The sequence below is a fragment of the Variovorax jilinensis genome (assembly GCF_030316885.1).
Classification (GTDB): Bacteria; Pseudomonadota; Gammaproteobacteria; order Burkholderiales; family Burkholderiaceae_C; genus Variovorax; species Variovorax jilinensis.
In genome coordinates this window covers 324,187-343,832 of the sequence record NZ_JASZYQ010000004.1, presented here as the reverse complement: position 1 = coordinate 343,832, position 19,646 = coordinate 324,187, and the positions used below count along the sequence as shown (strand labels likewise).

Here is a 19,646-nt window from a genome sequence, read left to right as displayed (position 1 = left end):
GTGGACGTGACCTGGCTCGCCCTCAACGGGTGGCCCGCGGTGCCCGCCTGGGCAGCAGGGGCTCGCTCACGCCCTGCACGCCGACCAGCCCGAGCACGGTCACGAGGGCATTCTGCGCGCCGTGCCAGGCGTCTGTCACGTCGATCCATTCGGTCAACGCGTGAAAGCCGCCGGTCTGGCCTCCGCTGCCGATCACGATCGCCGGGATGCCGAGCGACATCGGCACGTTCGCATCGGTGCTGGCGCCCGTGAGCAGCGTGTGATGGCCGAAGGCGGCGTTGGAGCGCACCGCGGCCTCGACGATCACCGAATCGGCCGGCGTGCGGCCACCGGGCCGGTCGCCGATGAGCCGGCTCGAGACGCTCAGCGTGTTCACGTTCCAGCGCCGGTTCTCGGCCGCCACCGCCTCCTCGATCGCGGCCAGCACCTTCTTCTCGGTCTCCAGCAGCGGGCCCATCTCGTCCGAGCGGATGTCGACCGCCATGCGGGCCTCGGCCGCGATGGTGTTGACCGAGGTGCCGCCGCTGGCCAGGCCGACCGTGAAGGTGGTGCGCGGCGATGCCGGTGTCTCGATGTCGGCGATGCGCGCGATGGCGCGCCCCATGCCGTGGATCGCGCTCGGCACGCGGCCGAAGGCGCCGTAGCTGTGGCCGCCCGGGCCCTTGAACGTGACCTCGTGGCGATGGCTCGCGGTGCCGAGCACGATCACGGTGCCGTCGCCGGCCGGCTCCAGCCCGACCATGCCGTCGATGTCCGGGTTCTCGCGGAAGATGGCCTTCATGCCGCGCAGGTTGCCGAGCTCTTCCTCGCCGACGCTGGCGACGAACAGCAGGTCGCCCACGGTGCGTACCTGCTGCTCGTTGAGCACCTTGAGCCAGGACAGCATCACCGACAGCGCCCGCGTGTCGTCCGAGATGCCGGGCGCATGGAGCTTGCCGTCGCGCTCCTTCACGCGCACGTCGGTGCCGGCCGGGAAGACCGTGTCGAGGTGCGCCGACACCAGCAGCCGCGGTCCGTTGCCGGTGCCGCGCCGCAGGCCGATCACGTTGCCCTCGGCGTCGATGCGGGCGTCGGGCAGGCCGAGCGCCTTCAGCCGCGCCAGGAAGGCCTCCGCGCGCTTCTGTTCCTTGAAGGGCGGCGCCTCGATCTCGGTCAGCAGCCGCAGATCCTGCACCGAGCGCTCGTGGTCGGCCTTCACCGCATCGAGCAGCTTGCGCACCGAGGGCGCGGCCATGAGCTGCGTGAAGGCCTGATCGACCGCGGGTCGCACCTGCGTCGGTGTGGAGGCCACGGCAGCGTTCTGCGCCTGGGCCGCCGCGCTGCCGGCCGCAACCGCGAGCGCGACGATCGCATGGGCCAGCGCGCGACGCCCGATGTGCCCGCGGACGCTGCGGCGCAGCCGGGCCATGGCTCAGCCGCCCGCCAGACCGACGAGGGCTGCCAGCGCCGCCGTCTCGGCGCGCAGCACGCGCGAGCCCAGTGTCAGCGGCACGAAGCCCTGCGCCATCGCGGCCTGTTCCTCGGCCGTGCCGAGTCCGCCCTCGGGGCCGCTGAGCACCCAGGCAGGGCCTGCGCCGGGTTCCGCAGCAGCCTCGGCGATGCGGCGCGTGCCGTCGGCGAGACTCAGCACGAAGCGCCGGCCATCGGTGGCCGGCCCGACCTGCCGCAGCCAGGCTTCGAGCGTCAGCACCGGATGAATCAGCGGCACCCGGTTGCGCCCGCATTGCTCGCAGGCGGCGATCGCGATCGCTTCCCAGTGCGCCCGCTTCTTCTCGGCGCGCTCGGCGTTGAGCCGCAGCACGCCGTGCGCGGTCATGAGCGGCTGGATCTCGGCCACGCCGAGCTCGGTGGCCTTCTCGACCAGCCAGTCCATGCGTTCGTTGGCCGGCATGCCAACCGCGAGCCGCACTGCGCGCGGCGCCTCGCGTTCGACCGCCGCGTGGGCGCCGACCTGCACCGCGACCTCGCTGCGGCCCATGCGCTCGACGGTCGCGGCGTATTCACCGCCCTGGCCATCGAACAGCGTGATCGCGTCGCCGGGCTGCAGGCGCAGCACCTGCACGTGGCGCGCGGCCCCCGGCGGCAGCAGCAGCGCGCTGTCGGCGGCGAGCGCTTGCGCGCAATGGAAGCGCGCCGTCACACCCGTCCGTAGGCGAAGCCCGAGAGGGCCTGCGTGCCTTCGACCTGGTCGATCACGCGCACCAGCGGCGTGAGCTCGGCGTAGCGGCCCGCGGTGGCGCGGATGTAGGCGATGAAGCGCGGCGTGTCGGCGAGGTACCTGGGCTTGCCATCGCGCAGCGTGAGCCGCGCGAAGATCCCGGCCACCTTGAGGTGCCGCTGCAGCCCCATCCACTCGACCGCGCGGTAGAAGGCGCCGAAGTCCTCGTCGACCGGCAGGCCGGCCTTGCGCGCGCGCTGCCAGTAGCGCACCGTGACGTCGAGCACGAACTCCTCGTCCCAGCTCAGGAAGGCGTCGCGCATGAGGCTCGCGATGTCGTAGGTGATGGGGCCGTGGACCGCGTCCTGGAAGTCGAGCACGCCGAGCGCCGTGCCGGCGTCGACCATGAGGTTGCGCGGCATGAAGTCGCGGTGCACGAAGACCTGCGGCGCGGCGAGGTTGCTGGCGACGATGAGGGCGAAGCTCCGATCGAGCCGCTCCTTCAGCTGGCCCTCGACCGCGATGCCGCGGTAGCGGCCGATGTACCACTCGGGAAACAGCGCCAGCTCGCGCTCCAGCAGCGCCCGGTCGTAGGGCGGGAGCACGCCGGGCCTGGAGGCCAGCTGCCAGCGGATCAGCGCGTCGATGGCTTCGTCGTAGAGCGGCCGCGCGGCCTGCGCATCGGCCGGGTCGATCACGTCGAGCATGGTCTGGCGGCCCAGGTCGTCGAGCAGCAGGAAGCCTTCGGCCTCGTCCCACTCGAGCACCTGCGGCGCGCGCACGCCGGCCTCGGCCATGAGTCGCGCCACGCGAACGAAGGGCGCGCTGTCTTCCTTGGCCGGCGGGGCATCCATCACGATGCGGGTCGCCGGGCCCTGGCTGGCGTCGACCCTGAAATAGCGCCGGAAGCTGGCGTCGGCCGAGGCCAGCCGGACGCTGTCGGGCAGCAGGTGATGCGGGCCGGAAACGCGTGCGATCCATTGCCGGAAAGCCAGCCCGCGGGCGGGGTCGCTCCAGGCCGGTGCTTCGAAAGAGGGCGCGGCGGCGGCGGTCGGGGGCGAAGAGGCTGTCATGGATAATCGATTCTACAAATCCGCCCGGTGCGGACGCTCCCGTCCGACGGCCCGAAGCGTCGTCCCTCCCCCAGCAGCCGAAATTTGCCCCGTACCGATGCCTGACCTGAACCGAGCCGCCTGGCGCCGGTGCCGCCCGCCCCTACCCCTGGCGCTGCTGTCGCTCGCGCTGCTGCATGCGCAGGGTGCGGGTGCGCAGGAGGCGGACTTCGAGACGCCCATGGTGCTCAGGCGCTCGCCGCAGCTCGCCGAGACCATTCCGGCCCCGCTGCGCGGCCAGCTGCCGAGCTTCGTCGAAGGCGACAGGATGTCCGGCCGGCCCGACCTCGAGACCGTGGTCGAAGGCAATGCCACGCTGCGCCGCGGCGACATGTCGCTGCGCGCCGACCGGCTCGAGTACTACCAGCCCGAGGATCGCGCCCGCGCCACCGGCAACGTCCGCATCAACCAGGCCGGCAACGTCTACGAGGGGCCCGAGCTCGAGCTCAAGCTCGAGACCTTCGAGGGCTTCTTCAACAAGGTGAACTACCGCTTTCTCGCCTCCGGCGGCGGCGGCAACGCCGAGCGCATCGACTTCGTCGACAGCAACGTGTCGGTGGCGCGCGTGGCGACCTACACCACCTGCCGGCCCGGGGACTATCCGGGCTGGATGCCGGCCTGGCTGCTGAGCGCCGCCACGCTGACCACCGACACCGAGGACAACGTCGGCGTCGCCACCGATGCCCGCCTGACCTTCATGGGCGTGAGCACGCCGCCCTTCCCGTCGCTGAGCTTCCCGCTCAGCAACGACCGCAAGACCGGCATGCTGCCGCCGACCATCGGCCTGGACAACGTCAACGGCCTGGACATCACGACGCCCTACTACTGGAACATCGCGCCGAACCGCGATGCGACGCTGTACCCGACGCTGATGAGCAAGCGCGGCGTCAACCTCGGCACCGAATTCCGCTACCTCGAGGAGAAGTACAGCGGCGAGATCCGGGCCGACTACATGCCGGACGACCGGCTGCGCGACCGCGACCGCTGGGGCATCTGGACCCACCACCAGCAACAGTTCGATGCGCGCTACTTCGGCCTCGATTCGCTGGTCGGCACGCTCAATATCAACCGGGTGAGCGACAACGACTACTGGCGCGACTTCACCCGCACCCCTTCGCTGACGCAGCGGCTCCTGGCCAACGACGGCTCGCTCAACTGGGCCAAGGGCGACTGGAGCGGCGTCGCTCGCGCGCTGAGCTACCAGACGCTGCAATACGCGCCGGCGCCGATCATTCCGCCCTACGACCGCATGCCGCAGATCACGGCGAACTACAACCGGTACGACTGGAACGGCTTCGACTTCTCGCTGAACAACGACTACACGCGCTTCGAGGCCAAGAACCCCTATCTGCAGGGCCAGCCCAATGGAGAACGCGTGTTCTCGCTGGCCTCGCTGAGCCGGCCGTTCCTGACACCCGGCACCTTCGTGGTCCCGAAGATCATGCTGAACGCGACCGGCTACCAGTTCGACGCGCCACTGCTGACCAACGGCGCCACCTCGGCCACGCGCACGGTCCCGACCTTCAGCCTCGACAGCGGCCTGATCTTCGAGCGCGACGCCAGCTACTTCGGCCGCGCGTTCCGGCAGACGCTCGAGCCCCGGGCCTTCTATGTCTACACGCCGTATCGCAACCAGAACTACCTGCCGGTCTACGACACGGCGCAGAACGACTTCAATTTCGCCACGGTCTACACCGAGAACGCCTTTTCGGGCAACGACCGCATCTCCGACAGCAACCTGCTGACGCTCGGCGTCACGACCCGGCTGATCGACCCGGACACCGGCGCCGAGGCGGCCCGTTTCGGCGTCGCCCAGCGGCTGCGCTTCTCCGACCAGCTGGTCACGATGCCGGGCGGCGTGCCGGTCACCGATCGGCTGAGCGACCTGCTGATGGGCGCCCAGATCAACTGGACGCCCAAGTGGAGCGTCGAGGGCACGGTCCAGTACAACCCCGACACCCAGACCTCGGCGCGCACCGCGGTCAGCGCCCGCTACAACCCGGAGCCCTACCGCACGGTGAGCGCGGCCTACCGCTACAGCGCCGACGACAACACGACGGCCGCCGACGACGGCAACCGCTCGATCGACCTCAGCTGGCAATGGCCCCTGAACGACCTCTGGGGCGACAAGGGCCAGGACCTGGGCCCCGGAAGGGGTCAAGGCGGCGGACGCTGGTACGCAGTGGGTCGTTTGAACTACAGTCTCGAATCCAGCAAGCTGACGGATGGCGTGATCGGCCTTGAATACGATGGCTGCTGCTGGATCGGGCGCGTGGTGCTGGAACGCGTCACCACCGGTCAGGTCACGGCTAATACGCGCATCATGTTCCAGCTCGAGCTGGTCGGCTTCGCCGCCATCGGTTCGAGCCCGAAGCGCACCCTGACGCAGAACATCCAGCGCTATACGCCGCTGCGGCAGCCGAGCATCGGCCCGAGCCGCTTCACCAATTACGACTGAGACCTCGTTTCGCCATGAATCACATCCGATCCCTACTCACCCTGGCCTGCCTGGCGGCCCTCGCCACGGCTTCCGGCGCGCAGGGCATCACCGACATCATGCGTGCCGGTCCGCGCATCTCGGCACCCGCCGCGGAACCGCGCGCGCCTTCCTCCAGCGCGCCGGCACCGCGCCGCTCGGCCGAATACATCGTCGCGCTGGTCAACTCCGACCCGGTCACCAACAACGAGGTGCAGGCCCGGGTGCTGCGCGTACTGCGCGAGAACCCGGACACGGAGCGCATGCCGCGCGCCGATCTCACGCGGCTGGTGCTCGAACGCGTCATCAACGAACGTGCGCAGTTGCAGGCTGCCAAGGAACTGGGCATCAAGGTCGACGATCTCGCCGTCGACCAGGCCGAGCAGACCGTCGCCCGCCAGAACCAGATCAGCCTGGTCGAACTGCGCCGCCGCGTGGCCGCGGAAGGCCTCTCGCTGGAGCAGTTCAGGCGCGACCTGCGCGATCAGCTGATCCTGACGCGCGTGCGCGATCGCGAGATCGAGGCCAAGGTCAAGATCAGCGACACCGAGGTCGACCAGTTCATCAGGGAGCAGCGCGCCGGCGCCAACGCCGCCTTCGCGCCCAACATCAACATCGCCCAGCTCGCCGTGCTGGTGCCCGAGGGCGCCAGCGACGCCGACATCGCCAAGCTCGCGCAGCGGGCGCAAGCCCTGGCGCAGCGGGCCCGCGCGGGCGAGGACTTCGCCAAGCTGGTGCGCGAGAACTCGGACTACCCGGACCGCGGCGCGGGCGGGGCCATGGGCATGCGCAGCGCCGAGCGCTATCCGGGCCTGTTCGTCGAAGCCACGCAGTCGACGCCGGTCGGCGGCATCGTCGGTCCGGTGCGCTCGAGCGCCGGCTTCCACATCCTCAAGCTGCTCGCCAAGTCGCAGCCTGGCACAACCGACGCGGTGGTGCAGCAGTTCCAGGTGCGCCACATCCTGCTGCGCAACGATCCCAAGCGCACCACTGCCGAGGCCGTCGCCCAGCTGACCGAATACAAGAAGCGCATCCAGGCCGGCAACGCCGACTTCGCGGGGCTGGCGCGCGACAACTCCCAGGACGGCAGCGCCAAGCAGGGCGGCGACCTCGGCTGGTCGCGTCCCGGCATGTTCGTGCCTGAGTTCGAGGAAGCCGTGGAGCGGCTCGGGCCCGGCGAGATCAGCGACCCGGTGGTGTCACGCTTCGGCGTCCACCTGATCCAGGTCACGGGCCGGCGCGAGGCCCCGCTGAGCCAGGCCGAACAGCGCGAAGCCGCGCGCGCCGTGCTGCGCGAGAAACGGGTCGAACAAGCCACCGATACCTGGTCCCAGGAAGTGCGCACCCGCGCCTACGTCGAATACCGCGAGGCGCCGCAGTTCTGAGCATGACGGGCGAGACGCCTTGAAGCACATCGCGCGCAAGCGTTTCGGCCAGCACTTCCTGACCGACGGCGGCATCATCGACGCCATCGTGCGCGAGATCGCGCCCAAGCCCGGCGATGCGATGGTCGAGATCGGTCCTGGCCTCGCGGCGCTCACGCAGCCGCTGGTCGAGCGACTCGGCCGGCTGACCGTGATCGAGCTCGACCGCGACCTGGCCCAGCGCCTGCGCGGCCACGGTCAGCTCGACGTGATCGAATCCGACGTGCTCAAGGTCGATTTCGCCGCCCTGGCAACCCAGGCCACCGGCCCGCTGCGCATCGTCGGCAACCTGCCCTACAACATCTCGACCCCGATCCTGTTCCATCTGCTGGGCTTTGCGCACCTCGTGGCCGACCAGCACTTCATGCTGCAGAAGGAAGTGATCGACCGCATGGTCGCCAGGCCGGCGACCTCCGACTACAGCCGGCTCAGCGTCATGCTGCAGTGGCGCTATGCCATGGACAACGTGCTGTTCGTGCCGCCCGAGAGCTTCGATCCGCCGCCGCGGGTCGACAGCGCCGTCGTGCGCATGGTGCCGTTGGCCGAGCCGCCGGTGGTCGATGCCGCGCGCCTCGGCGAGATCGTGCAGGTGGCCTTCAGCCAGCGCCGCAAGCTGCTGCGCCACACGCTCGGCAAATGGCTCGACGAGCACGCATTCGCAGGCAGCTTCGACACGCAGCGCCGCGCCGAGGAGGTGCCGGTGGCCGAATACGTAGCCCTCGCCCAATCCGTCCCGCAATAAAAAAAAGCCCGCCAAAGGCAGGGCTTCGTTCGTGAAACACCGAGGAACCGGCTTCGCCGGGCCTCAGGTGTTGCCCCCGGCAGGGGGTGGGCGGCTACGCGAAGTGAGCCAACCTGGGGGCGAGCCTATGCCGCCGCGAGCCAGTAGCCGGCGTTGAAGGGGCTGCTCATGCGCAGCGCCAGCGGCGACACATCGACCAGTTTGTCGGTCGGCATCTTTTCGGCTGCCGGATCGGCGTTCGGGACTTCGATGCCGGCGGCCGGCGTGGCGATGTCCTGCTGAGCCTCGTTCGCCCGTTCTGCTTGGCTGGTGTGTGCAGAACGGGCTACAGAAAAGAATAGAAGCACCGGAACGGTATCTTCCTGTCTCCCCAGTAGTCGGAAGCGTCGCGGAAGATGTCGAGCAGTTGCTCGCGGGCTTCCTTGTCGAACTTCGCATTCGCCGGGATCTGTTCGAGCACGATGACGAAACCGGGTTGCGGACCCGACTTGTGCAGCGGGTCGGTCATGCAGTCGTACAGCGCATCGAAGTTCTTGCCGAAGTGCTGCGGAAAGGTGAACTGCTGGGCGATCAGGTCGAGCACGTCCTGCTTGCTCTGGGCGTTGCCCAGGTTCGCGTAGAGGAAGTGCTGACCGGCTGCGTGCGCCGCCTCCTGCAGGTCATTCACGCGGAAGGCGCGAATCGACTGCACGATGTTGGGTCGTACGGCACGAAGGGATAAGGTCATCTCCGCTGGTCTTTCCATGGTTGTCGTCATCATTTCTTCGGTGCGCCGGGGGGCGCTGCTCCAATCCGTCTGCTCGCTGCGGCTCATGGCACGATGCGCCTGAAACTCGCGTAGTGATCCGCCGTATACCAGCACGCGGACGGGGTGCTTGCTTCGCCTCCGCAGACGATGCGCTTCGCGCCCCGGTCGCGCGAACCGGGCGTATCGACCGTGTACTCTCGATAGTGGCCTCGCCGTTCCGGAGGCAGCAGGCGTTCGCGGTTGCCGAACACCGAGCCGTCTTTTCCATGCCGGAATGGACCACCGTTCAAAATGGCCCCGTAGGTTCGCTGGCCCTGAATTGGAAGTTCGGCCAACGCGACCGTTTCCTGCGCCGGTTTGCCGGCACGTGCACCGAACCATTCGCGAGCCTGGACTCCAGTCGCCAGAGCCGCAAGCAGGGCGCCGGTCAGCGCTAACTTGGAAGCATGGGACGAGATCGAGGCGTAAGCCGCCATGGGGCACCAGAAGGAAAAAGCGGGGGACCGAACTGCGTGCCTCCCGAGGTTTTCTTTCGAAATTCCTGGGGTTAACCCGCAAATTCAAGCCCGCAAGTGTGCACCAGGGGCGCGCAAATAGCAAGCACCTGCTCAATCTTTGAGCAGGTGAGAGGGTCAAGCATCGCCAAAGAAGTTAGCGATTGCTTTCCTTGCCTTGCTTATCTTTCGGCGTTTGCGTCTGCGACTGTGAGAGCCGTCATATTCACGATCCGGCGCACCGTGGCGCTCGGCGTAAGGATGTGCACCGGTTTGGCCGCTCCGAGCAGCACGGGGCCGATCGCGATGTTGCCGCCCGCAGCCGTCTTGAGCAGGTTGTAGGAGATATTGGCAGCGTCGATGTTCGGGAACACCAGCAGGTTGGCATTGCCCGCCAGCGCGCTGTGCGGCATCACCTGAGCCCGCTGCTTGCCGTCGAGCGCCACGTCGCCGTGCATCTCGCCATCGACCTCCAGCCAGGGTGCCTGTTCGCGCAGCAGATCGAGGGTGCGTCGCATCTTGATCGCGCTGGGCTCGTTGCTGCTGCCAAAGTTCGAATGCGACAGCAGGGCCGCCTTGGGCTTGAGGCCGAAACGCATCATTTCCTCGGCCGCCATGGTCGTGATCTCGGTCAGTTCCTCGGGCGTCGGGTCGTAGTTGACGTGCGTGTCGACCAGGAACACCTGGCGATCCGGCAGCAACAGGCCGTTCATGCAGGCGTAGATCGGCACGTCCTGCGGCGTGCTCGGGCAGCCACCGGGGCGTCGGCCGATGACCTGGTCGATGTAGTGCAGGTGGATTGCGGTCGTGCCCCAGGTGCCGCAGATCAGGCCGTCGACGTCGCCCTTGTGCAGCAGCATCGCGCCGATCAGCGTGAGCCGCCGGCGCATCTCGATCTTGGCCGTCTGGACCGTGGTGCCCTTGCGCTCGGTCATGCGGTGATAGGTCTGCCAGAAGTCGCGGTAGCGATGGTCCTGCTCGACGTTGACGATGTCGTAGTCGAGTTCCTCCTTGAGCCGCAGGCCGAATTTCTCGATGCGCTGCGCGATGACCGACGGGCGCCCGATCAGGGTCGGCCGGGCGATGCCTTCGTCGACCACGATCTGGGCCGCGCGCAGCACGCGCTCCTCTTCGCCTTCGCTGTAGGCGACGCGCTTCTTCGGTGCCCGTTTCGCGGCATCGAAGATGGGCTTCATCATCGTGCCCGAGGTGTAGACGAAGGTCTGCAGCTTGTCGCGGTAGGCGTCGAGATCGGTGATCGGACGCAGCGCGACGCCGCTCTCGGCCGCCGCCTTGGCGACCGCGGGCGCGATCTTCATCATGAGCCGCGGATCGAAGGGCTTCGGGATCAGGTATTCGGGCCCGAAGCTGAGCTTCTCGCCCGCATAGGCCGCGGCCACGCGCTCGCTCTGCTCGGCCTGCGCGAGTTCGGCGATGGCATGCACCGCCGCCACTTCCATCTCGTCGGTGATGGTGGTGGCACCGCAGTCGAGCGCGCCGCGGAAGATGTAGGGGAAGCACAGGACGTTGTTGACCTGGTTCGGATAGTCGGTGCGGCCGGTGGCCATGACGACGTCGTCGCGCACTGCATGCGCATCCTCGGGCGCGATCTCGGGGCTCGGATTGGCGAGCGCGAAGATCACGGGCCTGGCCGCCATCTTGGCGACCATCGCCGGCTTCAGCACGCCGCCGGCCGACAGGCCCAGGAACACGTCGGCGCCTTCGATGATGTCGTTCAGCGTGCGCGCCTCGGTCGGCTGCATGTACTGGCGCTTGTCGTCGTCCATCAGCTCGGTGCGGCCTTCGTAGACCACGCCGGCAAGGTCGGTCACATAGACGTTCTCGCGCTTCAGGCCGACCTTGAGCAGCAGGTTCAGGCAGGCCAGCGCCGCAGCGCCGGCACCCGAAGTGACGAGCTTGACCGCCCCGATGTCCTTGCCGACCACCTTGAGGCCGTTGAGCATGGCCGCGGCCACCGTGATGGCGGTGCCGTGCTGATCGTCGTGGAAGACGGGGATCTTCATGCGCTTGCGCAGTTCGCGCTCGACGTAGAAGCAATCGGGGGCCTTGATGTCCTCGAGGTTGATGGCACCGAAGGTGGGTTCGAGCGCGGCGATCACCTCGACCAGCTTGACCGGATCCTTCTCGTCGATCTCGATGTCGAAGACGTCGACGCCCGCGAACTTCTTGAACAGCACGCCCTTGCCTTCCATCACCGGCTTGGAGGCCAGCGGCCCGATGTCGCCGAGGCCGAGCACCGCGGTGCCGTTGGTGATGACGCCGACCAGGTTGCCGCGCGCGGTGTACTTGAAGGCGTTGACCGGGTCCTTGACGATCTCCTCGCAGGGTGCGGCGACGCCGGGCGAATAGGCCAGGGCGAGATCGCGCTGGTTGACCATCTGCTTGGTGGCGGCGATCGAGATCTTGCCCGGCACCGGATGCTCGTGGTACTCGAGCGCCGCGCGGCGGAGTTCGGCGCGCTTGTCTTCGGGCGTGGGGATCTGCGAAGTCGAATCGGACATTGGGCCAGGCCTCCTGTAACGCTTCTTGTAAAGGGCGCCGATTGTAGACCCCGGTCGCACAGTGCCCGTGCACGCGGCCGGGGCCCGTCGGGCGGTACGGATCTCTTTTTGCGTCGAGTTGCCGACGGCTGTTCCTATCTCTTCTTTCTCCTATTCAAATTAGTAGTAGTAGTAGGCATCGGCCGTTTCTGTGGACTGTGGCCTTAAGCGCTTGTGTGACAAGGACTTGCGTCATCCCGATGGCTGTGCGCAGTCCTGCTTCGGTGCTGTCGCGCGCAGGCGAACAACTTCCGAGACGTCGCACGAGCTGTGGATAACTGCACTCTTGTGCCGGAACTGTCCCCAGGGTTGTGCTTTGACAGGGACGAAAAAACCGGTCATTGCGTCGCGGACCCTGTGGCAATATCCCGGCCACACCAACACCCGGCGAGGAGCGACCATGGCGCTGATGGATTTCATCAAGAAGCAGTTCATCGACATCATCCAGTGGACCGAGACCGATGACGGCACGTTGGCCTGGCGCTTTCCGATGGCGGACATGGAGATCCAGAACGGTGGTTCGCTCACGGTGCGCGAATCGCAGATTGCGCTGTTCGTCAACGAAGGCCAGGTCGCCGATGTGTTCGGCCCGGGCATGTACAAGCTGACGACCCAGACGCTGCCGGTGCTGACCGCGCTGCGGAACTGGGACAAGCTCTTCGAGTCGCCTTTCAAGAGCGATGTCTATTTCTTCAGCACGCGCCAGCAGATCGACCAGAAATGGGGAACGCCGCAGCCGATCACGGTGCGCGACAAGGATTTCGGCGCCGTGCGGCTGCGCGCGTTCGGCAACTACAGCTACCGCGTCGCCGACGCCAGGCTGTTCCAGACCGAGATATCGGGCACGCGCGAGATCTATACCGTGGCCGACCTCGACGGGCAGCTGCGCGGCCTGCTGCTGCAGAACATCAGCAATGCGATCGCCGCGAGCGGCGTGCCATTCCTCGACCTGGCGGCCAACCAGATCCAGTTTGCCGAGGCGCTGGCCACGCAGCTGGTGCCCGAGTTCTCGAAGATCGGGATCAAGCTCGAGAACATCACGGTGCAGAACGTGTCGCTGCCCGAGGAACTGCAGAAGATCCTCGATCAGAAGATCGGCATGGGCATGGTCGGCAACGACATGGGCAAGTTCATGCAGTACCAGACCGCGCAGGCGATTCCGAAGTTCGCCGAGGGCGGAGGCGGTGGCAGCGGCATCGCGGGCGATGCGATGGGTCTCGGCGCCGGCGTCGCGCTGGGCCAGGTGCTGGCGCAGAACCTGTCGCAGGGCCTGCAGGCGCAGCCCGCCGCGGCGCAGCAGCAGCCGACGGTCGCGGTGGTGAATCCGGCCGACGTCATGACCACGCTCGAGAAGCTCGGCGAGCTCAAGTCCAAGGGCATCCTCACGCAGGAAGAGTTCGACGCCAAGAAGGCGGAGTTGCTGAAAAAGCTCGTGTGACGGCGCTGGCCGTGCCATTCAGCGCACCGGCACGCCATGGCTGAGGCCGGCGCCCAGCGCAGCTACCGCGCGCCCTGTCCGGGCTGCGGCGCGCCGGTCGAATTCCGCTCGGCGCAGTCGGCCTACGCGGTCTGTCCCTATTGCCAGAGCACGGTGGCGCGCCAGGGCGAGACGCTGGCGCGCATCGGCAAGATGGCCGAACTGTTCGACGACTTCAGCCCGCTGCAGCTTTTTGCATCGGGCCGGATCGACGACCAGCCCTTCACCCTGGTCGGCCGGCTGCAGTACAGCTATCCCGGCGGACGCTGGACCGAATGGATCGCCGCGCTCGACGGCGAGCGCAGCGGCATCCTGAGCGAGGACAACGGCGCCTACGTCTTCGCGCTGCCGTTCGTGCCGCAACGCCCGGCACCGCCGGCCGGTGAACTGCGGGTTGGCGCCACCACGGCCTTCAACGGCATCGGCTATACGGTGGCGTCGAGCGAGCAGGTGGCGCTGGTGTCGGCGCAGGGCGAACTGCCGCGGCTGCCCGAGCTGGGCCGGCCCTTCGCGGTGGTCGAACTGCGCAACGACCAGGGCGAGGTGCTGAGCCTCGACTACGACACCAGCCCGCCCGGCGCCTGGCTCGGGCGCTCGGTACGGCTCGAGGACCTGCAGCTCACGGGCCTGCGCGACGAATCGGCCAAGGAAGAAAAGGGCCGCAGCTTCAATTGCCCGAACTGCGGCTCTCCGGTGACGGTGAACCTGGCCGACAGCCGGAGCATCACCTGCCCCGCGTGCAACAGCATCATCGATCTCACGCAGGGCATCGGTGGCGAACTGCGCCATGCCGAGCAGCACGAGCCGGTGCGGCCGCTGATCGCGCTCGGCAGCATCGGCCAGCTGCAGGGCGCCGAGTGGCAGGTGGTGGGCTTCCAGCACCGCATGGGCGTGGCGCCGGGCGACGACGAGCATTTCGGCTGGAGCGAATACCTGCTGTTCAACAAGAAGCGCGGCTTCAGCTTCCTGGTCGATGCCGAGGACGGCTGGAGCCTGGTCAAGCCCACCACGGGCGCGCCCACGATGGCCGAGAACGGCCTGCGCGCGAGCTACCTGGGCAAGACCTACCAGCAGCAGTACGCCTACGACGCCGAGACCGACTACGTGGCGGGCGAGTTCTACTGGCAGGTCGAGCGGGGACAGAAGAGCTTCAACCGCGACTTCGCCAACGGTGCGGCGCTGCTGTCGATGGAGCGCACGGCCACCGAGCTGAGCTGGTCGTCGGGCAACCGCATCGACAGCGCCACGGTCGCGGCGGCCTTCAGGCTCGATGCGCGCAAGGACATGTTCAAGCGGAGCGACGTGCTGCCCGTGAGCGCGGCCTCGAGCCTGGGTTGCGGCACCATCGTGCTGATCGTGGTGGTGATCGTCGTGCTGCTGATCATCCTGAGCACCTGCAGCAGCCGGGGCGGCACCGGCGGCTCGCGCAGCTCGGGCGGCTCCTATGGCGGCTATTCGAGTGGCGGCGGCCACAAGTGATGTTTTTTTGCGGAGGTTCTCATCATGGGAATTGAATGGTTGAAGCCCGACGTGATCCTCGGATCGCTGCTCTACGCGGTGATCGGCGTGGCCGTCTTCTGGCTGGCGTTCCTGATCATCGACAAGCTCACGCCCTATGACCTGTGGCAGGAGATCGTCGAGAAGCAGAACATGGCGCTCGGGCTGGTCGTGGCCGCGATGAGCCTGGGCATCTGCATCATCGTCGCCGCGGCCATCCATTGAAGGAGGGGGCGGCCTTGTCCGCGCTTCCCGCCGGGCGCAGCGGCGCGCAGCCGATGGCGGTCGCGCTGCTCGCGAGCGTGTTCGTGGTCGCGGCCTGCGGGCTGGTCTACGAGCTCTGTGCCGCGTCGCTCAGTTCGTACCTGCTGGGCGATTCGGTGCTGCAGTTCAGCACCGTGATCGGCACCTACCTGTTCGCGATGGGCGTCGGCTCCTGGCTGTCGCGCTATTTCGAGCGCCAGCTGCCCGCGCACTTCCTGCGCATCGAGCTGATGGTGGCGCTGATCGGCGGCGCGCTGCCGGCGCTGCTGTTCATCGCCAATGCCTACGTGCCGGGTGCGTTCCGGCTGCTGCTCTACGGGATGGTGCTGGTGGTGGGCACGCTGGTGGGACTCGAGATCCCGCTGGTGATGCGCATCCTGCGGCGCGACGTGGCGCTCAAGGATCTGGTGTCGCAGGTCCTGACCTTCGACTACCTGGGCGCGCTCGCGGTATCGATCGCATTCCCGCTGCTGCTGGTGCCGCAGCTCGGCATGATCCGCACCGGCCTGCTGTTCGGGCTGATGAATGCCGCCGTGGCCGCGTGGGCGCTGTGGATCTTCCGCCACGAGCTGCGGCGCGCAGGCGCACATGCGCTGGCCTGCGCGCTGGTCCTGCTGGTGCTGCTCGCGGCCTTCGTGGGCGCAGACCGCATCACGACGCTGGCCGAGGACCGCTTCTACCAGGACCGCGTGGTCTTCAGCGAAAGCTCGCCCTACCAGCGCATCGTGGTCACGCGCGGCCACGGCGGCCACAGGCTCTATCTCAACGGCAACCTGCAGTTCGCCGAGCGTGACGAGTACCGCTACCACGAGGCACTGGTGCACCCCGTCATGGCGGCCCACGGCGCGCCGCGCCGGGTGGCGGTGCTCGGCGGCGGCGACGGCATGGCGGTGCGCGAGATCCTCAGGTACCCCTCGGTCGAGCGTGTGACGCTGGTCGAGCTCGATCCGAACATGACGCGGCTCTTCGCCAGCCACGAGACGCTGGCAGCGCTCAATGGCCATTCGCTCTCATCCCCGAAGCTGCAGGTCGTCAATGCCGACGCCTTCACCTGGCTGCAGCAGACCGAGGAGGTCTTCGATGTCATCGTGGTCGACTTCCCGGACCCGACCAACTTCGCGATCGGCAAGCTCTACACCAGCGCCTTCTATGCGCTGCTCGAGCAGCGGCTCGCGGCCAGCGGCTACGCGGTGATCCAGACCACCTCGCCGCTGATCGCGCGAAAGAGCTTCTGGACCGTGGTGTCGACCATCGAATCCGTCGGCCTCAAGGCGACGCCCTATCACGCGCATGTGCCGAGCTTCGGCGAATGGGGCTTCATCGTCGCGAGCCGGCGGCCGTTCCGCATGCCCGATGCGCTGCCCGCGGGCCTGCGCTTCCTGACGCTCGAGGGCCTGCCGCCGCTGTTCGATTTCCCGCGCGACATGGCGCGGGTGCCGACCGAGGTGAATCGTCTTTCGAACCAGGTGCTGGTCACGACCTACGAGCAAGAGTGGGGGCGATGAGGCGGCGCGAGTTCCTTGCAGCGCCGGTGGCGGCCACCGCTGCACTGCTCGCCGGCTGCGAGGCCAGGCACGAGATCGCGGGCGGCTTCACGGGCATCGACATGGCACGTGGCCATGCCTTGCGCGATGGGGCGCCGAAGCGCGGCGATGCGTCACCGCCGGTGCAGCGGCGCACCCGGGTCGTGATCGCGGGCGGCGGTGTCGCCGGGCTGGCGGCCGCGCGGGCACTGCGGCTCTCGGGCATCGAGGACTTCGTGCTGCTCGAGCTCGAGGACGAAGCCGGCGGCAACAGCCGCGCCGGCGTGCTGCAGGGGATTGCCTGCCCGCTCGGTGCGCACTACCTGCCCCTGCCCGGAGACTCGGCCCACGAGGTGCAGGACCTGCTCGAGGAACTGGGACTGCGACGGCGGGTGGCCGGCCGCTGGCAATACGACGAGCGGCACCTGTGCCACAGCCCCCAGGAGCGCCTGTTCTTCGAGGGCAGCTGGCAGGAGGGCCTGCTGCCGGTGCAGGGGGTGGCGCCGGCCACGCTGCAGCAGTACCGTCGCTTCGCCGAGCGCGTCGAAGCCCTGCGGCGCGAGGCCCGCTTCGCGATCCCGACACTGCGCGCCGTGCCGGCGCCCACCCTGCTGGCGCTCGATGCCCAGAGCTTCGATGCCTGGCTGCAGCGCGAAGGCTTCGACGATGCGCAGCTGCGCTGGTACCTCGACTACTGCTGCCGCGACGACTACGGCGCCGGCCTCGCGCAGGTCTCGGCCTGGGCCGGCATCCACTACTTCGCGAGCCGGCACGGCTTCCATGCGCCCGGCCATGGCGAACCCGACGGCGAAGGCGTGCTGACCTGGCCCGAGGGCAACGGCTGGCTCACGCGGCGGCTCGCGCAGCCGCTGGGTGATCGGCTGCGTGGCGGGCAGGTCGTGACGCGCATCGCAGAGACCCGCGACGGCGTCGAGGTCGAGGCCTTCGACGGCGCCACGGGCGCCCGGGTGCGCTGGCAGGCCGAGCGCTGCATCGTCGCGCTGCCGGTCTTCATCGCGGCGCGCGTGGTCCAGAACCCGCCCGAGGCGTTGCGCCGCGCCGCGGCCGCGATCGGCTACGCACCCTGGCTGGTCGCCAACGTGCACCTGCGCGCGCCGCTGGCCGACCGGCCCGGTGCCGCGCCGGCCTGGGACAACGTGGTCCATGGCAGTCGGGGACTCGGCTACGTGGATGCCGGCCACCAGTCGCTCGATCCGACGCCGCGCGCGACGGTGCTGAGCTGGTACCGCCCGCTCGGCCCCAGCCAATGGGACGTCGGAGACGGCCGCCGCCGCCTGCTCGACCAGCCCTGGACCACCTGGCGCGACGAGCTGCTGGCCGAATTCGCGGCGCCGCATCCGGACCTGGCCGAGCTCGCGACCCGCATCGACATCACGCGCTACGGCCATGCGATGGCCATTCCCGCGCCGGGATGGCTCGCGCGCACGGGGACGCCCGCCGCGGTGCGCGCGGGCCGCCTGGCCTTCGCCCATGCCGACTGGTCGGGCTATTCGATCTTCGAGGAGGCCTTCACGCGCGGGCACCTCGCGGCGGCTGCGGGCTGAGGCCGAGGCGTGGTCAGGCGCGCATCAGCGCCTCGATCTCGTCGGCATCGACCGGAACGCCGCGCGAGATCAGCTCGCAGCCGTCTGCGGTGACGATCGCGTCGTCCTCGATCCGGATGCCGATGTTGTGGAACTGCTCGGGCACGCCCGGGCCTGGGCGCACGTAGATGCCGGGCTCGATCGTCAGCACCATGCCCGGATGCAGGATGCGGCTCGGCCGGTTCTGGATCAGCTCGTTCGAGAGCGGGTCGCGGCGCTCGCTGACCTCGCCGACCTGCGAAGGCTCCACATAGCTGCCGCAGTCGTGCACGTCCATGCCGAGCCAGTGGCCCGTGCGATGCATGTAGAAGGGGAAGTAGGCCCTCTTCTCGATCACGTCCTCGACGCTGCCCACCTTGTCGGCGTCGAGCAGGCCGAGGTCGAGCATGCCCTGCGAGAGCACGCGCACCGTGGCCTCGTGCGGATCGGTGAAGCGGGCGCCGGCGTGCGTCGCGGCCACCGCGGCGTCCTGGCTGGCCAGCACCAGGTCGTAGAGCGCGCGCTGCGGGCCCGTGAAGCGGCCATTGGCGGGGAAGGTGCGCGTGATGTCGCTGGCGTAGCCGTCGAGCTCGCAGCCGGCGTCGATCAGCACCAGCTCGCCGTCGCGCACCGGTGCCGCGTCGGCGCGGTAGTGCAGCACGCAGGCGTTGGCGCCGGCCGCGACGATCGAGCCGTAGGCCGGGTACTGCGAGCCGCCGAGGCGGAACTCGTGCAGCAGCTCGGCATCGAGGTGGTATTCGCGAACCTCCCGGCCCTCGCGCAGCATGCGGGCGCTCATCTGCATCGCGCGGATGTGGGCGCGGGCGCTGATCTGCGCCGCGCGCCGCATCACGTTCTGCTCGTGCGCGTCCTTGACGAGGCGCATCTCGTCGAGCGGCCCGCAGACGTCGCGCTGCTCGTCGGGACACAGCGCGCCGTAGCGCACGCGTGCGCGCACCGAGGACAGCCAGCCGTCGATGCGCGACTCCAGCCCTTTGTGCGTGGCGAAGGGGTACCAGACCACGCGCTTGTTCTCGAGCAGGCGCGGCAGGCGGGTGTCCAGCTCGTCGATCGAATAGGCGTCGTCGACGCCGAGCGCGGCCGGCGCGGCGTCGGGGCCGAGCCGGTAGCCGTCCCAGATTTCGCGCTCAAGGTCCTTGGGTGCGCAGAACAGGGTCGAGCGTCCGTCACCCGAAAGCACCAGCCAGGCATTCGGCTCGGTGAAGCCGGTCAGGTAGTGGAAGTAGCTGTCGTGCCGGTAAAGGAAGTCGCTGTCCCGGTTGCGCTGCCGCTCCGGCGCGGTCGGAATGATGGCGATGCTATCGGCGCCTATATAAGTGGAAAGAGCTACTCGACGGGAGGCTTGATGATTTGCGGTCATAACGTCACTATTCGATACCGATGTAAGTGAACCCATAGGGAAGCGGAAAACACAAGGAAAGCGTTTGCAAGAAGAGTTGTCACGTAGGACGCATCCCACGTACAAACGCACAACTTGTTATTTTGGAGGTGTTTTTTGTTGAATGTTCCTTATAAATGCCGGATTCTGCTGCTTGTTGCCGCAGCTGCCCTCACTGCGTGTGGGGG

The 19,646-nt window shown here is 68.2% G+C and carries 16 protein-coding genes; 8 read left to right on the top strand and 8 right to left on the bottom strand.

Annotation, left to right across the window (positions count from 1 at the left end):
* Positions 1 to 22 precede the first annotated feature (22 nt).
* Genes QTH87_RS17335 through QTH87_RS17325 form a run of 3 tightly spaced genes read right to left on the bottom strand, consistent with a single transcriptional unit; the run spans position 23 to position 3,231 of the window.
* Entirely contained in the window at positions 23 to 1,408 is a 1,386-nt protein-coding gene (locus tag QTH87_RS17335) for a M20/M25/M40 family metallo-hydrolase (RefSeq protein WP_286610911.1), read from the bottom strand.
* Positions 1,409 to 1,411: 3 nt separating this feature from the next.
* Entirely contained in the window at positions 1,412 to 2,140 is a 729-nt protein-coding gene (locus QTH87_RS17330; RefSeq protein ID WP_286610909.1) for a 16S rRNA (uracil(1498)-N(3))-methyltransferase, read from the bottom strand.
* Positions 2,137 to 3,231 (bottom strand): aminoglycoside phosphotransferase family protein, encoded by a 1,095-nt coding sequence (locus tag QTH87_RS17325; RefSeq protein WP_286610908.1) that lies wholly within the window; start codon positions 3,229 to 3,231, stop codon positions 2,137 to 2,139. Before QTH87_RS17325 ends, QTH87_RS17330 begins: the two co-directional genes overlap by 4 nt.
* Before the next feature lie 97 nt (positions 3,232 to 3,328).
* On the opposite strand from QTH87_RS17325, the gene QTH87_RS17320 reads away from it, so the two are divergent.
* The 3 genes from QTH87_RS17320 to rsmA are packed head-to-tail and all read left to right on the top strand — an operon-like array spanning position 3,329 to position 7,912.
* On the top strand, positions 3,329 to 5,728 hold the full coding sequence (locus QTH87_RS17320) for an LPS-assembly protein LptD (protein WP_286610907.1): 2,400 nt from the start codon (positions 3,329 to 3,331) through the stop codon (positions 5,726 to 5,728).
* Positions 5,729 to 5,742: 14 nt separating this feature from the next.
* The gene (locus QTH87_RS17315) at positions 5,743 to 7,131 is read left to right on the top strand and encodes a peptidylprolyl isomerase (protein WP_286610905.1); all 1,389 of its coding nucleotides are present in this window, start codon (positions 5,743 to 5,745) and stop codon (positions 7,129 to 7,131) included.
* Between the two features lie 19 nt (positions 7,132 to 7,150).
* Entirely contained in the window at positions 7,151 to 7,912 is a 762-nt protein-coding gene (gene rsmA, locus QTH87_RS17310; protein ID WP_286610902.1) for a 16S rRNA (adenine(1518)-N(6)/adenine(1519)-N(6))-dimethyltransferase RsmA, read from the top strand.
* Positions 7,913 to 8,037: 125 nt separating this feature from the next.
* Here rsmA and QTH87_RS17305 read toward each other — a convergent pair whose 3' ends face one another.
* From QTH87_RS17305 to QTH87_RS17290, 4 genes are all read right to left on the bottom strand, one after another.
* Entirely contained in the window at positions 8,038 to 8,259 is a 222-nt protein-coding gene (locus tag QTH87_RS17305; RefSeq protein ID WP_286610900.1) for a hypothetical protein, read from the bottom strand.
* Positions 8,238 to 8,672 carry a barstar family protein gene (locus tag QTH87_RS17300; protein WP_286611208.1) on the bottom strand — a complete coding sequence of 145 codons (435 nt, stop codon included), beginning with the start codon at positions 8,670 to 8,672 and terminating at the stop codon, positions 8,238 to 8,240. The genes QTH87_RS17305 and QTH87_RS17300 overlap by 22 nt, the downstream gene beginning before the upstream one ends.
* Before the next feature lie 50 nt (positions 8,673 to 8,722).
* A complete protein-coding gene (locus tag QTH87_RS17295) occupies positions 8,723 to 9,136 on the bottom strand; it encodes a guanyl-specific ribonuclease (protein WP_286610899.1) in 414 nt (137 codons plus the stop codon).
* Between the two features lie 200 nt (positions 9,137 to 9,336).
* Positions 9,337 to 11,676 carry an NADP-dependent malic enzyme gene (locus QTH87_RS17290; RefSeq protein WP_286610898.1) on the bottom strand — a complete coding sequence of 780 codons (2,340 nt, stop codon included), beginning with the start codon at positions 11,674 to 11,676 and terminating at the stop codon, positions 9,337 to 9,339.
* Between the two features lie 439 nt (positions 11,677 to 12,115).
* On the opposite strand from QTH87_RS17290, the gene QTH87_RS17285 reads away from it, so the two are divergent.
* From QTH87_RS17285 to QTH87_RS17265, 5 genes are read left to right on the top strand one after another with little or no spacing between them, the layout of a single operon-like run.
* Entirely contained in the window at positions 12,116 to 13,153 is a 1,038-nt protein-coding gene (locus QTH87_RS17285; protein ID WP_286610897.1) for an SPFH domain-containing protein, read from the top strand.
* Between the two features lie 36 nt (positions 13,154 to 13,189).
* Entirely contained in the window at positions 13,190 to 14,671 is a 1,482-nt protein-coding gene (locus QTH87_RS17280; protein WP_286610896.1) for a DUF4178 domain-containing protein, read from the top strand.
* Positions 14,672 to 14,695: 24 nt separating this feature from the next.
* Positions 14,696 to 14,914 (top strand): DUF350 domain-containing protein, encoded by a 219-nt coding sequence (locus QTH87_RS17275; RefSeq protein WP_286610894.1) that lies wholly within the window; start codon positions 14,696 to 14,698, stop codon positions 14,912 to 14,914.
* A 53-nt stretch (positions 14,915 to 14,967) separates the two neighbouring features.
* Positions 14,968 to 16,458, top strand: a complete 1,491-nt coding sequence (locus QTH87_RS17270) for a polyamine aminopropyltransferase (protein WP_286611207.1) — start codon at positions 14,968 to 14,970, stop codon at positions 16,456 to 16,458.
* Complete coding sequence (locus QTH87_RS17265; protein WP_286610891.1) at positions 16,455 to 18,041, top strand: FAD-dependent oxidoreductase; 1,587 nt, start codon at positions 16,455 to 16,457, stop codon at positions 18,039 to 18,041. Before QTH87_RS17270 ends, QTH87_RS17265 begins: the two co-directional genes overlap by 4 nt.
* 13 nt (positions 18,042 to 18,054) lie before the next feature.
* Here QTH87_RS17265 and QTH87_RS17260 read toward each other — a convergent pair whose 3' ends face one another.
* Complete coding sequence (locus QTH87_RS17260) at positions 18,055 to 19,440, bottom strand: aminopeptidase P N-terminal domain-containing protein (RefSeq protein WP_286610889.1); 1,386 nt, start codon at positions 19,438 to 19,440, stop codon at positions 18,055 to 18,057.
* Positions 19,441 to 19,646 lie beyond the last annotated feature (206 nt).

What these genes read in the sequence shown, in the direction of transcription:
- QTH87_RS17320 (WP_286610907.1), top strand. Translation starts at nt 3,329, where the DNA reads ATGCCTGACCTGAACCGAGCCGCCTGGCGCCGGTGCCGCCCGCCCCTA.
- QTH87_RS17265 (WP_286610891.1), top strand. Translation starts at nt 16,455, where the DNA reads ATGAGGCGGCGCGAGTTCCTTGCAGCGCCGGTGGCGGCCACCGCTGCA.
- QTH87_RS17285 (WP_286610897.1), top strand. Translation starts at nt 12,116, where the DNA reads ATGGCGCTGATGGATTTCATCAAGAAGCAGTTCATCGACATCATCCAG.
- QTH87_RS17270 (WP_286611207.1), top strand. Translation starts at nt 14,968, where the DNA reads ATGGCGGTCGCGCTGCTCGCGAGCGTGTTCGTGGTCGCGGCCTGCGGG.
- QTH87_RS17260 (WP_286610889.1), bottom strand. Translation starts at nt 19,440, where the DNA reads ATGACCGCAAATCATCAAGCCTCCCGTCGAGTAGCTCTTTCCACTTAT.
- QTH87_RS17300 (WP_286611208.1), bottom strand. Translation starts at nt 8,672, where the DNA reads ATGATGACGACAACCATGGAAAGACCAGCGGAGATGACCTTATCCCTT.
- QTH87_RS17275 (WP_286610894.1), top strand. Translation starts at nt 14,696, where the DNA reads ATGGGAATTGAATGGTTGAAGCCCGACGTGATCCTCGGATCGCTGCTC.
- QTH87_RS17280 (WP_286610896.1), top strand. Translation starts at nt 13,190, where the DNA reads ATGGCTGAGGCCGGCGCCCAGCGCAGCTACCGCGCGCCCTGTCCGGGC.
- QTH87_RS17290 (WP_286610898.1), bottom strand. Translation starts at nt 11,676, where the DNA reads ATGTCCGATTCGACTTCGCAGATCCCCACGCCCGAAGACAAGCGCGCC.
- QTH87_RS17315 (WP_286610905.1), top strand. Translation starts at nt 5,743, where the DNA reads ATGAATCACATCCGATCCCTACTCACCCTGGCCTGCCTGGCGGCCCTC.
- QTH87_RS17325 (WP_286610908.1), bottom strand. Translation starts at nt 3,231, where the DNA reads ATGACAGCCTCTTCGCCCCCGACCGCCGCCGCCGCGCCCTCTTTCGAA.
- QTH87_RS17335 (WP_286610911.1), bottom strand. Translation starts at nt 1,408, where the DNA reads ATGGCCCGGCTGCGCCGCAGCGTCCGCGGGCACATCGGGCGTCGCGCG.
- QTH87_RS17295 (WP_286610899.1), bottom strand. Translation starts at nt 9,136, where the DNA reads ATGGCGGCTTACGCCTCGATCTCGTCCCATGCTTCCAAGTTAGCGCTG.